Origin of the sequence: Oleidesulfovibrio alaskensis DSM 16109, assembly GCF_000482745.1 — a bacterium.
GTDB lineage: Bacteria > Desulfobacterota > Desulfovibrionia > Desulfovibrionales > Desulfovibrionaceae > Oleidesulfovibrio > Oleidesulfovibrio alaskensis.
This window is the reverse complement of sequence record NZ_AXWQ01000007.1, coordinates 209,036-222,200: the sequence shown is the minus strand read 5'-3', so window position 1 is coordinate 222,200 and position 13,165 is coordinate 209,036. Positions and strand designations below refer to the sequence as shown.

General features: G+C 61.4%; 7 protein-coding genes and 1 tRNA gene. 1 reads left to right on the top strand and 7 read right to left on the bottom strand.

From position 1 onward, the window contains the following. Positions 1–40: 40 nt before the first annotated feature. The gene (locus tag H586_RS18610) at positions 41–2,743 is read right to left on the bottom strand and encodes a ComEC/Rec2 family competence protein (RefSeq protein ID WP_051363928.1); all 2,703 of its coding nucleotides are present in this window, start codon (positions 2,741–2,743) and stop codon (positions 41–43) included. 72 nt (positions 2,744–2,815) lie between these two features. Further along, positions 2,816–4,066, bottom strand: a complete 1,251-nt coding sequence (gene murA, locus H586_RS0107685; RefSeq protein ID WP_011366662.1) for a UDP-N-acetylglucosamine 1-carboxyvinyltransferase — start codon at positions 4,064–4,066, stop codon at positions 2,816–2,818. A 99-nt stretch (positions 4,067–4,165) separates the two neighbouring features. On the opposite strand from murA, the gene H586_RS0107680 reads away from it, so the two are divergent. After that, positions 4,166–4,241: transfer RNA gene (locus tag H586_RS0107680), tRNA-His, on the top strand. 317 nt (positions 4,242–4,558) lie between these two features. Here H586_RS0107680 and H586_RS18605 read toward each other — a convergent pair. From H586_RS18605 to H586_RS0107655, 5 genes are all read right to left on the bottom strand, one after another. Then, a complete protein-coding gene (locus H586_RS18605; RefSeq protein ID WP_051363927.1) occupies positions 4,559–7,504 on the bottom strand; it encodes a hybrid sensor histidine kinase/response regulator in 2,946 nt (981 codons plus the stop codon). 106 nt (positions 7,505–7,610) lie between these two features. Further along, positions 7,611–9,194 carry a murein biosynthesis integral membrane protein MurJ gene (gene murJ, locus H586_RS0107670; protein WP_027181753.1) on the bottom strand — a complete coding sequence of 528 codons (1,584 nt, stop codon included), beginning with the start codon at positions 9,192–9,194 and terminating at the stop codon, positions 7,611–7,613. 14 nt (positions 9,195–9,208) lie between these two features. Continuing rightward, on the bottom strand, positions 9,209–10,096 hold the full coding sequence (gene mutM, locus H586_RS0107665) for a bifunctional DNA-formamidopyrimidine glycosylase/DNA-(apurinic or apyrimidinic site) lyase (RefSeq protein ID WP_027181752.1): 888 nt from the start codon (positions 10,094–10,096) through the stop codon (positions 9,209–9,211). Positions 10,097–10,380: 284 nt separating this feature from the next. After that, a complete protein-coding gene (locus H586_RS0107660) occupies positions 10,381–11,769 on the bottom strand; it encodes a ChaN family lipoprotein (RefSeq protein WP_027181751.1) in 1,389 nt (462 codons plus the stop codon). After that, on the bottom strand, positions 11,760–13,025 hold the full coding sequence (locus tag H586_RS0107655) for a phenylacetate--CoA ligase family protein (RefSeq protein WP_011366657.1): 1,266 nt from the start codon (positions 13,023–13,025) through the stop codon (positions 11,760–11,762). The genes H586_RS0107660 and H586_RS0107655 overlap by 10 nt, the downstream gene beginning before the upstream one ends. Between the last annotated feature and the right edge of the window lie 140 nt (positions 13,026–13,165).

Genomic DNA, 13,165 nt, shown 5'->3' with positions numbered 1-13,165 from the left:
GGCACGGCACCGCAACAGCTCAGCCCCGGCGGCAGGACGGTCAGCGCACACTGCGTACCTGCATATGTCCGCTGTCCGGCCAGCACACGGTAATCTGTCCGCTTCCGGACGTTGTAAGCAGCGGAATTCCACGCGCCTCCAGCGCCCCGCGCACTTCAGGACGCGGAAACCGCCAGTAGTTCATGTATCCGCACGAAGCCACTGCAAGAGAGGGCGCAACCGCATCGTACAGAAGGGGAGAGAGGCTGTTTCCGCTGCCGTGATGCGGCACCACAAGCAGCGCGGCTTCCACCGGAATATTCTGCCGCCGCACCGCCTGCGCCAGCCGGTCAAGCACTACGGTACCCGCATCGGCGGGCACCAGCGCCAGCCCTCTGCCACCGCGCGTCAACCGCAGAATCAGCGAATTGTCATTGGTATTGCCCGTCATGCGTCCGGCCTCCGGTGCAAGCACCTGCAGTTCCGCGGTGCTGCCCAGCAACAGCGAATCACCGGCAGCCAGAACCGCAGGCACGGGAGCACCGGCCCGCCATGCCCGTTCCAGAGCAGCCGCATGCGCCCCCTCCTGCGGCAGCTCGCCGTTGGTATAAAAGGCGCCCACGTCAAAAGACTGCAGAATAAACGGCAAGCCGCCCAGATGATCACTGTCCGGATGGGTGTTGACCACGGCGGAAAGCACCGGCGGTCTGTTATACGTCAGCACGGGTGCCACCAGTGCCTTGCCCGTGTCAAAAGAAGACGAAGGAAAACCCCCGCCGTCAATAAGAACGCGCACTCCGTGCGGCGCCTCCACCAGCACGGCCTGCCCCTGCCCCACATCCAGCACGGAAACAGAAACCTCATCCTGCAGGTACGCGGAAAAACGCAGACACACCGGCGCGGCAAGCAGCACCACCCCTGCAGTCACCGTCACGCAGACAGTGCGCAGACCATACGGCAGCAGAACGCTGCGGCCGCTCTGCTGCACGGCAGGACCGGCGGTTCCCCGCCACAGCAGGCATGCCGTACCCAACAGCATCCAGAACCCCGCAGCAGCGCAGGGCAGCGGTCTTACAGACAACACCGGATAAAGCAGTCCGCCGGCCTCCAGTGTGCCCAGCATCTCCAGCAACCATTCCACCGGCACTGTGGCAACATGAAACAGCCACACGGCAACAGGGGCAGCCTGCGGCAGAGCCAGCGACACAAGCCCGGCAAAGGCCAGCGGCAGCACCCACAGCCCCAGCGCGGGCAGCCACAGGGCATTAAGCACAAACCACGGCGTCACACTGCCGAACGCATCCAGCGTGAGAGGCATGAGGGCCAGCTGGGCAGCCATGCTTACAGCCAGCACTCCGGCAAGCCCCCCCGTCAGGCGCATGACAGCACCGGCAGCCGTGCCATGCTTGGTGCCGAGCCTGCCCGCCGCAGCACGGTACACAGGCATGGTGCAGGCAATGCCCGCCACGGCCACGGCAGAAAGCTGCAGCCGCAGATCAAACAGAGCCTGCGGCTGCCATGCAACCACCACCGCCACGGCCCACAACAGCCCGTCTGTCAGTACTCCGCGCCTGCCGGCCAGCAGCAACCCGCCCCAGAAGGCAAACATCAGCGCCGCCCGCAGCAGTGAAGGCGTGGCGCCGCCCAGCCAGACATACCCGAGCACCGGCGGTGCGGCACACAGTACGGCCAGCTGCTGCCGCGGCACCACAAGGTACAGTCCGGGAAAAATTCTGCCGGCCAGCAGCGCCGCCAACGCACCCAGCGCTGCCGCCAGCCCCAGATGCATGCCGGAAAGAGCAAAGCTGTGCATCAACCCCGCATCGGCCAGCCTGTCCATCGTCTGCTGTGAAAGGTAAAAACGCTCTCCGAGCAGCAGGGCTGGCAGCACGGCATACCGCTGAGGCAGGTCACGCCAGCGCGGCATCTGCCGCAAAGCCCCCTGCCCGTCCGCATCTGCCGGTATCGGGTCAGACATGCCCGCCAGCACCCGTTCCACCCGCTGCAGCACAAGACTGCGCAGGCCCCGCATCACCTCTGCGGACTGCAGGGCATCACCCCGGAACAAGGCTGACTCCGCTGCGGGCTTACCGGCAGGCACCTCATGCACCTGTCCCTGCTCTGCCCGTGTCCAGACTCTGTACCCTACCCCGTTGCGCAGCCAGAAGCTCCCGCTGTCCCATGTTCCGCGGTTCAGAAAACCGCGTACCGGCTTCACTCTGCCTTCAAATTCCACTGTACTGCCGCTGCGGGGCCGAAAAACAGGATACTGCCATGTCCAAACCACATCGGCCTTCAACGTCTGCCAGCCTTGCGCCGTGCGGCAGCGCGCATCTGCCAGCACCATCCGCAGCCGTCCTTCAGGACGGCTTTCCACAATCCGCACCACCCCCTGCACCCGCACCTTTTCCTGCGCGGTCATCCAGCCGGGCACTTCCGCAGCGGGCTGGCGGTGCAGCAGCATAAAGCAGACACCGGCAGCCATGCATACCCCCAGCACCAGCGCACGCAAAACCGCGGTAGGCCTGCCCGCATTCTGACGGCCGGACCACAGCACCATAAATCCCAGCACTGCCGCCCCCCACGCCGGGGCAGCGTCCCGCAGGCCCATTTCTCCTGCCGCCAGACCGGCCAGCACAGCCAGCAGGCACCATTGACGCCACAACAGTGCAGGTGGCGCGCCGTGCGGCAGCAGGGCGGCACTGCGGTTGTAACCGGCGGGGGGACCGCCCTGTGCGGTTTGCGGGGGTGTGCTGCGTGTCATGCTTCACCTTGCGTGCGGACAAGAAAAAACGCCTCCGGCACAGCCGGAGGCGTTACAAACATGGCAGACATGCTATTCAGGCACGCGCCTGATATCCGCGCCCACAGGGCAGAGTTTTTCCTCGATGCTCTCGTAGCCTCTGTCCAGATGGTAGATACGCTGTACATGGGTTTCGCCCTGCGCGGCCAGCCCCGCCAGAACCAGAGAAGCAGAAGCCCGCAGGTCGGAGGCCATGACCGGCGCCCCCCTCAGCTGACGGCCGCCGCGCACGCGGGCTGTACGCCCCACAAGACGCACATCGGCTCCCATGCGTACCAGCTCGAGCACATGCATGAACCGGTTTTCAAAAATGGTTTCCTCCACCATGCCGAACCCGTCTGCCACGCACATGAGCGCCATGAACTGCGCCTGCATGTCGGTGGGAAATCCCGGATACGGATGCGTAACGATATCGGTGGACTCAAGGTGGCCCTGATAGCGTACGCGGGTTCCGCCTTCTTCGCGCGAAACATGCAGTCCCATATCACGCAGTTTCTGGCTGACGGCATCCAGCGCGTCATCCGGACAATCTTCGATAAGCAGGTTGCCGCGGGTTATGCCCGCCGCCACCATAAAGGTTCCCGCCTCGATGCGGTCAGGCATGATGCGGTATTCGCAACCATGCAGGCGTTCCACACCCCGTATGCGTATGACATCTGTGCCCTGCCCTGTAATATCCGCTCCGCAGGCGCACAGGAAGTCGGCCAGATCGATGACCTCCGGCTCGCGTGCCGCATTTTCCAGTATGGTTTCGCCTTTGGCCAGCGTGGCGGCCATCAGCAGGTTTTCGGTACCGCCAACGGTGGGAAAGTCAAACCGGATATGCGCCCCCTGCAACTGACGGCAGCGGCCCACTATATAACCGGAATCAAGCTCGAATTCCGCACCCATTTTTTCCAGCGCGCTCAGGTGCAGGTCCACCGGACGGGCTCCTATGGCGCAGCCGCCCGGATATGCCACCCGCGCTTCGCCCAGCCGCGCCAGCAGCGGCCCCAGACACAGCACGGAAGCGCGCATGGTCTTCACCAGTTCGTAAGGCGCCTCAGGATTCAGATCGCAGGGCCTGACATGCACTGCATCGCCCTGAAACTCGGCAGGACAACCAAGAATGCCCAGCAGTTTGTTGGTGGTATGAATATCGCGCAGACGCGGTACATTGCGGTAAATCACAGGCTCATCCAGCAGGATGGAGGCCATGAGGATTGGCAAAGAGGCGTTTTTCGAACCGCTGACCCGTATGGTGCCTTCCAGCGGCACGCCACCTTTGATAACCAGTTTATCCATACATCTCCTCGCGGGAAAATTTCTTCCCTGACGAAATTTTTATCACGTTTTATGCTTGACGCTGCTTTCTGTGGGGTATATATGCCTCAGTCTCAAACGGCGAATGTAGCTCAGTTGGTAGAGCACACGGTTGTGGCCCGTGTGGCCGCGGGTTCAAGTCCCGTCATTCGCCCCACGCATTCAAGCCCTGCGACAGCAGGGCTTTTTTTGTGTGCCGCCACCGGTGTGTTGTCAAAAAAAAGACTACCGGCATCCATACATTACAGCGGGCGGCACCCTGTCTGCGTGCGATGCGCACCATACGCTTTTAGCAGCCAAAACAAAAGCCCCGATGCGCTGCATCGGGGCCTGCTGTGCGTTTTGCCGGTATCGTTCGCGCAGCCCGCCGGTATCATAAAAAAAGTTCACTCAGCAACTGTCAGACAAGGTGCCGCAACGCACCCTGCACTGCTTGAAGGCAGCGCCACAACGTGCAGAAACGTGCTGTACCCGTTACGGATGCATACCGTCTTCCGGTGCATCCGGCACCGGCCTCATACGGCTTTTAAGCACGCCGATGGAACGGACGACCTGCTCAAGCCAGTATGCAAACTGCTCAAGCTCAAGCTCCATGGGGGCGCCGTCGCGGGCGGCACGTTCCAGCGCCAGAGCGGACTCGCGCAGTTCACCGGCAGAGATGTTGGCCGCAGCACCGGCTATGGCGTGCGCTTTTTCCGCCACGACATCCCTGTGGTCCTGCTCCGCAGCCTGCCGCACCGCATCAGCGGCCTGCGCGTATACTTCGGCGAACTTTTTCAAAATTTCAAAATAAATATCCTGTTTTCCGCCCAGTCTGTCCACGCCTTCTTCCAGAATCAGCCCCGGCAGACGCGCGGGCATGGGCGGCACACCGTCCGGCCCGCCGTCAGAGATGATGTCCGTGCCCTGTTCCGGCACACCTGCTCCGGCATGTCCGGAAGAAACACCGCCAACTGCCCCCTCCTGTTCCGCTCCGGCGACTCCCATACCGTGCATATGCAGTATGTTATGCTCCTGAAGGTGTTCAGAGCGTGCGTCAAAAGACTGCCGGATACGCCTCGCGCCGTCTTCCGCCGCCCGCGCGGCGTGTTCGCCCACATGACGCTGCAGCACCTGCAGCAGCATCATGCGGTCCACCGGCTTGGTCACATAGTCATTCATGCCCGCTTCCAGTGCCTTGTCACGGTCTTCACTCATCACATGGGCCGTCATGGCAATGATGGGAATATGCCGCCACCTCGGGTGCTGTCTGATGACCCGCGTTGCCTCTATACCGTCCATGACGGGCATCTGGATGTCCATGAATACCACATCGAACCCCGGACCCGAGGGCGGTTCCACATCGTCCAGCACAGCCAGCGCCTCTTCTCCGTGTTCCGCGCTGACAACGGAAAATCCCATGTCCTGCAGCATATCCAGCGCCACATGGCGGTTGATGATGTTGTCTTCCACCAGCAGGGCCCGCATACCGTCAAACTGCCTTATCATGGCGGTGTCTGTCTGCTCTTCCGGTGTCATTTCACCGCGCATGGCCCGTATGGCGTCCGACAGCGAAGACAGCTTGACCGGCTTTGAAAGAAAAGAAGCCACACCCAGCTCTTCGGCACGTTCCAGTTCCGCCTCGCGCCCGAATGCCGTCATCATGAACACAGGGGGCAGGGGCTGCTTTTCCGCACGCAGTTTTTCCAGCACCTCCAACCCGTCCACACCGGGCAGCCGCCAGTCCAGCAGTATCAGATCATACAGCGCAGCCTGCCTTTTCAGCCGCTCATAGGCCGTGTATCCGTCCTGCAGCGCATCGCAGTCATACCCCAGCCGTTCAAGCATTCTTGTCATGACCAGACGGTTGCTTTCATTATCTTCCACCAGCAGCACCCTGCCGCGCGGGGCTTCTCCCGTGCGGTGATGTCTGGCTTCCACAGCTTCGACGGGCAGGCTGAAGCGTCCGGTAAAGCGAAAATCACTGCCTTTGCCCGGTTCGCTGGCCACTGTGATGGTGCCGCCCATCAGCCGCACCAGCTCCCGCGCTATGGAAAGACCCAGCCCGCTGCCCCCGAACAGCCGCGCCGTGGAACCTTCCGCCTGAGAAAACGTGTCGAACAGCCTGTTGCGTGCCTCCTCGCCGATGCCGAGACCCGTATCGCGTACGGAAAATTCCAGCTGCACCACATCCTGAGAACGGCTGCCCACGGCAACCCTGATGCGCACCTCGCCCTGTTTGGTAAACTTGAACGCATTGGTCACCAGATTCACAAGCACCTGTTTGAGCCGCAGCGGATCGCCCACCAGCACGGCGGGAACATCGGCCTCGATATCCAGCACCAGCTCGACCCCCTTCATGCCCACCCGTTCGCGGAACAGGTCCGTGACTTCCTCCAGCATTTCCTGCGTGGAAAACGGAATATGCTCCAGCTCCATTTTCTGGGCCTCTATCTTGCTGATATCCAGAATATCGTTGACCACGCCCAGCAGAGAACGTGCAGAAGAACGTATGATGGTGAGGTATTCGCGCTGTTTGACGGTCAGCTCCGTTTTAAGCGCTATTTCAATCATGCCGATGATGGCATTCATGGGGGTGCGCAGTTCGTGGCTCATGCTGGCCACAAAATCGCCTTTGGCCTTGCTGGCCTGCTCGGCCGTATGCCGCGCGTGCTCAAGCTCCTGTGTCCGCTCGGCCACCAGCTTTTCCAGATGCTTGCTGTGATCATTCAACATCCTGTCGCGCTTTTCTATTTCGCTCAGCATGCCGTTCATGCTGTCTACCAGCTCGCCCAGTTCATCGTCCGCCTGTTTGGGAATGCGGGTGCCGTAATCGTACAGGGGCGATTCTCTGCGTACCCATGCGGTAAGCGCAGAAAGAGGCACAATAAGCGAACGACGCACCACCAGCAGAATGCCCAGCACCAGCACCAGTTCCAGCGCCAGCATGTGCATTACCGCGGCAACGACATTATCCTTCATTGTTCTGTGAACATATTCCGGCGTCACATACAGCTGCAGAGTGGCAAAACGCAGACTGCCCTGCCGCAGCGGCCGCGACGTGACAATAAACTCGCCCCGCGGAATGCTTCTGGACGTGTTGACCAGTACCCCGCCCGAACCGCGCTGGCGGCCGATGAAAATACTGCCGCCTTCGTCGTACACGATAACCGCATGCACCCGTTCGTCATCCATTTCCGTGTCTATTATGGACATGGAAGCCTGCCTGTCCACGTTCCACACCGGCACAAGCAGCAGACGCGCCACCCTGTCGGCCTGAGAAACGGCAAACCGTTCAAGGCGGGCATACTCGGCATCAAGCGCCGTGACATATTCATAGCTTCCGAAGGCAAGGGCCACCAGCGTGGAGACAACAAGCGTCAGCAGACAGATACGTGTCTGCACCCCCCGCACGCCGTAGCGCAGCATGTTGTTCATCATGTGAAAAGCTCCCGGCAAATATCACCAGCACATACCATGAAACAAACGGCAATGCGATGCCATGATAACAAGTTATCAGATATTTGCGTTGAGACGCGCAGGCAGGTCAGCTGCGGAAGCTGCGCAGCAGAAGAAGCGCCTCGCCGGAACGCAGCAGCAGGGCCGCCGCCGCATAAAAAACCACGGCCGCAGGTACCAGAACAGCCACGGCGGCAAAAGAAGAAGAGAAATACAGGGCACCGGTGTGCACAGCGGCCAGCATGACGGCGGAAAGCAGCAGGTAGACGGCTGCGGGCCGCAGAATGTCCCGCAACAGAACCCCCGAGCGCAGCAGCGAGGTATACAGCAACACAGCGTTGAACCATGCAGAAACACTGCCTGCGGCGGCCAGAGCCACATGACCGGCAAACGGCATAAGCAAAAGCGCGGTACCGGCGTACACCCCCAGCGCGGCCACGGCGATGACAACCGGTGTGCGGGTGTTATCCGCGGCATAAAAAGCGGCCACCAGAGGCCGTACAAGCGCGATGGCCGGAATGCCCGGCGCATAGGCGGCCAGTGCAGCCACAGTGTCGCGCACCGCTGCAGCGTCAAAGGCGCCTCTGCCGAACAGCAGAGTCACCAGTGGCTGGGCCAGCGCCAGCAGACCGGCCGCGGCAGGCAGGCTGACAAACAGGCTCAGCCGCAGCGAGGCACTCAATGTACCGCCGAAAGCCTGCTCCATGCCCGGACCGTGCAGTCTGGCAAGGCTGGGCAGGGCTGCCGTTCCCACGGCCACGCCGAACACCCCCAGAGGAAACTGCACAAGCCGGTCGGCGTAATACAGACAGGCAATACTGCCTGCGGGCAGAAACGATGCCAGCAGCGTGCCCAGCACGATGGTCAGCTGATATACCGCCGCTCCCATGACCGAAGGCCCCAGCAGCCTGCCGACCTTCACCGCCAGCCTGTCCGCCGCGCGCCACGGACCGGTCATGCGCACGCCGCTGCGTCCGAGCCAAGGCAGCATGAAAGCCAGCTGGGCCGCTCCGGCAACCGGAACTGCCCATGCCAGTGTCATGGCCACGTCATACCCGCCGGCATAAGCCAGCAAGGCCGCGGCGATAAGCACCACATTGAGCACGCAGGGCGCCAGCGCAGGAGCAGCAAAGCGTCCCATGCCGTTCAGCACGCCCATGCACAGCGCCACAAGGCAGATAAAAAACGCGTACGGAAAGCATATCCGCACCATGACCGTGGCGGTGCGGAACAGTTCCGCATCGCGCACAAACCCCGGCGCCATGAGCGCTGTCAGCACCGGAGCACCCAGCACTCCGGCAGTGCATAGCACACCGGTCACAAGGGCCACCCAGAAAAACATGCTCCGCATGAGTGCAAAAGCGCGCTCATCCCCCTGCCGGCTGCGGGTGGCGCAGAAGACACTCACAAACGCCATGCTCAACGAACCTTCGCCGAAAAGACGGCGCAGCAGGTTGGGCAGCCGGAAAGCCACCAGAAAAGCATCCGCCAGCGGACCGGCCCCCAGAGCAAAAGCCAGCACGGCATCGCGCACAAACCCCAGCACGCGCGAAACGAGCGTGGCCGCGCCCATAACCGCCGCATTGCGCGCCACAGCACACTGCTCGTGCCCGCCCTGAGCGCCAGAAGTCGTCAGCGATGGGCTGCCCTGTTCCGGAACTTCACCGTTCATGATACGGCTGCACCTTATTTCTGGCAGTTGCTGCAGTACACCGTGGTGCGCCCGGCCACTCTGGCCGTGGTCAGTGCATCTCTGCAGCTGACGCACTGCATTCCGCTGCGCCCGTAAACCCTGAAACAGTTCTGAAAGGCTCCGGCATCGCCTCTGGCATCACGGTAATCGCGTATGGACGAACCGCATTCGCTGATGGCCTCGAGCAGCACTTCGCGCAGTTCATCATACAGCCTGCCCAGACGGCGTTCAGCTTCGTCGCGCGTCCAGTCGCCCGGCCGGGCATCCGGTCTGATTCCGGCCCTGAAAAGCGACTCGTCCGCATAGATGTTGCCCACCCCTGCTATCACTGTCTGATCCAGCAACAGGGCTTTCACGGCTTTGCGCCGTTCTGCGAACTGCTCAATGAATGTCTCACGGTCCACGTCCAGCGGTTCCGGCCCCAGTGTGGCCCAGAACCGCCACAGCGGCCTGCTGAACGGCGAAAGCGCACGGCACGAACCGAACTTGCGCGCATCGTCAAAAAACAGCCTGCGTCCCGAATCAAGCGTGATGATTATGCGTGTATGCGGACCGGGAAGCTGCTCCGGTCCGTAAATGAAAAGTCTGCCGCTCATGCGCAGATGAAACGCCAGCATATCCGGCGTATCACCGGCGGGTCTGTGGTCCAGCACCGCTCTGCAGGCGGCACCCTGCCGCCGCTCTTTTTCCAGATGCACCAGCAGCAGTTTGCCTCTGCGGCCCACACCGGCAATGACGCGTCCGGGCGTGCAGGCGTCAAAGACTTCTCTGTCTCCCTGCACGCTTCCGGCATTGAACACTTCAACTTCCGTTATTCTGCGCCCGGTAAGTTCGGGGGCAAGCCCGCGGGCGATGGTTTCCACTTCTGGCAGTTCAGGCATATGACATCCTCCGCCGCACCCGTACGGTGCGCAGTGGTATGATAGTGCACCGGCAGACCATGCTGCCCGCGCGGAACACCGGCGGCAGCGCACAAAAAAGCCGCCCGCAGGACAGCAACCGCCTTTTGCAGGAGCACAATCCAGTCCTGCCGCGGCCACCGGACAGGCATCAGGGACACCGAGGGAACGCCGCAGCGGGCCGGAAAAATCCGGAAGACAACGGACGGCATGGGGGTATGGACGGTATGGACGGCATGCAGCAGGCACCAGATACCTGCCGGACATCACCGCCTGTCCGTGTCCTCCTGCGCCCCGTCTTCGTGCTGCACAGACAGTTCCAGCGACAGCATGGCTCCGTCGCGCTGCACGCCGAAAACCACAGGACGCTTTTCACGCGCCGCCTGCATACCGGCCTTGTGCATATCCCACAGCGAATTCACCTGCGCCCCGTCGGCAGAACGCAGCACATCGCCGGCGCGGAATCCGGCACGCCGGGCGGGGGAATCCTCCGCCACGTCCTGTACCGTCACCCGTCCTTCAGCCATGACCAGCGTAAAGCCCATACGGCTTCGGTGGCTGGCACGGCAATAGAAAAAGTAATCGCCGTCTTCGGGGTCGGGGGGGCCTTCGGCACGCCACGGCATGACCAGCAGCACGCGTGCCCCGCGGTCAAGGATGCCCAGCCTGCGGGCCAGACCCCAGCCGCGTTCCACGTGCCCGCTGCCCGCCAGCACGACCACGGGCCCTCCGTGGCGGCGACGCGCCCGCATGGCGTTTTCGGCCATGGCCGTATCCCACAGTGACTGGACAAGAAAAAAGCGTTCACGGGTACCGTGTTCACCGTCAGCGGCAGCGGCACCGGCCTCGACTGCGGAAATTCCGGCAGAGCCGGGAGCGGTGCGGGCGGTGGCATTGCCGCCCGGCACAGCGGCCGTGTCTGCAGCGGCAGTGTCTGTGGAAGGCCTGCGTTCCGGCGCGGCAGGCGTATCCGGCATGCCGGTCTGTTCCGCCGTGGAGTTATGGCGCGCCCTGCGCATGGAGTCATGTTTGCGGAACATACGGGTCAGCGCCTCGCGCTGCTCGTCGGAGGGAAAAATAATCTTTGACGGCAGCAGGCTGCGTTCGTCGTCTGTCAGTGATTCAATACCGCCGCGGCTCACCTTGCGCACCACCTCACGCGGCACATTAAGCCCGAAAAGCGGCAGCCCGCCGGCATATGCCGCTTCAAAAACCGGTCTGTACAGATCGTAGGGGTATCCCCACACGGTTTTCCAGTCCACGGCCTCTTCCAGTGTATCCGCATCCAGCCGCTGTTGCAGGGCGGTATCCGCAGCAACGGCAAAAGGCCCGAACCTGTCCAGCACGGGCTGTTTTTCCGCGGGCACCATCTCCAGCCCCACGGCGGGACGCATGCCTGCAGCAGCCAGAGCCTGCAGCATTCGGGCCTGCATCAGATGGTCGCAGGCCGAGGTGTGCCCCTCGCCCAGCAGAATGTAATCGTATGAGAGCGCCGCCTGAGCAAAAGCGGCAGGAGAAACAGGAGCCTGAAGGGCGGTGAAAAGCTGTCCTTCACGCTCCGGCGGCCGGAAAGAGGCAGGCGGGCGCATAACGGCGCACCCGCCTGCCGTCAGAATCAGCAGGCCGAGTATGGCAAGCCTGAAGGCTAGTCCCATACTCTCTTGTCCTCGATGGGACGGATCTGCGGAGGCAGCGAACCGGGTGCAAGCACCTTGAGCTCGGGCCGCAGTTTGATGCGCTCGCGGAACGCGTGCAGCAGTTCGTCTTCCCGCTTGAAGTTGCTCGCCTCGATAAACAGAGTCATTTCGTCGATACCGCCGGGGTTGGTCACTTCTATCTGCCAGCGCTTGATATCTTCGAAACGCGAGATGACCTGTTCCACCTGATGCGGATACACGAACATGCCCTTGATGCGGGCGGTGGTGTCCACACGGCCGACGATGTTGCCCAGACGCGGGCTTGTCCGGCCGCAGGGGCAGGGCGAACGGTCAATGTATGAAAGATCGCCCGTGGCAAGACGGATAAGCGGATACGTCTTGTTAAACGCCGTGACGACAATTTCACCCACTTCACCGTCTTTCAGCGGAATGCCGGTATCAGGGTGGCATATTTCAACATAGGCGCGGTTGGCTATGTGCAGACCGGTCTTGTGATAACACTCGTAGCCCACACAGCCCACGTCGGCCGTGCCGTACCCCTGCCGCATGACCAGATCGAATTTTTTCTCAAGCTGGTTGCGCATTTTTTCAGAAAACTTTTCACCCGTGACAAACGCCACTTCAAGGAAAAGATCCTTACGCAGATTCAGGCCTTTTTCCTCGGCTTTCTGGGCAAGGTGCATCAGATAGCTGGGAGTGCCCACATAGCCGGTCACGCGCAGCTTCTGCATGATTTCCAGCTGGGTGGCGGCGTTGCCCGGTCCGGCGGGTATGGTGGCACAGCCGAGATTGCGCAGCGGCTCTTCAAACATCAGACCGGCAGGCGCCAGATGATAGTTGAAGGTTATCTGCGAAACATCGCCCGAACGGAACCCTGCGGAATAAAAAGCCTCGGTGTATCCCCAGTAATCGTCCTGACGGTCTTCGGGGTCGAATATGGGCCCGGGCGAAAGGAACACGCGCTTGAGTTCGCCGAGGTCTTTGGTCAGCAGTCCGCCCAGCCGCGGCCCCATGGACTGCAGAAAGATGAGCTCCTTCTTTTTCAGAATGGGAATATGCTTCAGGTCGGTCAGCGTCTTGAATTTTTCGACATTGAACTGCGCACGGTCGAAACGCTTTTTCACGTCTTCGGAGTAGCGGTACGCATAGGACAGCAGGTCCTTGAGTTGAATGAGGTAATATTGCTTGCGCTCGCTCTCGTCCAGCACTTCACGACGGCTGTATATGCCTTCTGTTCTGTCTTTACGGGTCATGCTTCTGCTCCAGAGATGAAATAAGCCTACACAATGGTAGTTAATCAGTATACGGCATCCCAAAGCATAAATCAAGAAAAATTATTTTTTACCATACATTACAACTTATTGCAATAACAACAGCCTTTTTTCCACACACG

Coding starts and splice junctions, on each gene's coding strand:
- H586_RS18610 (WP_051363928.1), bottom strand. CDS start 2,743: ATGACACGCAGCACACCCCCGCAAACCGCACAGGGCGGTCCCCCCGCC.
- murA (WP_011366662.1), bottom strand. CDS start 4,066: ATGGATAAACTGGTTATCAAAGGTGGCGTGCCGCTGGAAGGCACCATA.
- H586_RS18605 (WP_051363927.1), bottom strand. CDS start 7,504: ATGATGAACAACATGCTGCGCTACGGCGTGCGGGGGGTGCAGACACGT.
- murJ (WP_027181753.1), bottom strand. CDS start 9,194: ATGAACGGTGAAGTTCCGGAACAGGGCAGCCCATCGCTGACGACTTCT.
- mutM (WP_027181752.1), bottom strand. CDS start 10,096: ATGCCTGAACTGCCAGAAGTGGAAACCATCGCCCGCGGGCTTGCCCCC.
- H586_RS0107660 (WP_027181751.1), bottom strand. CDS start 11,769: ATGGGACTAGCCTTCAGGCTTGCCATACTCGGCCTGCTGATTCTGACG.
- H586_RS0107655 (WP_011366657.1), bottom strand. CDS start 13,025: ATGACCCGTAAAGACAGAACAGAAGGCATATACAGCCGTCGTGAAGTG.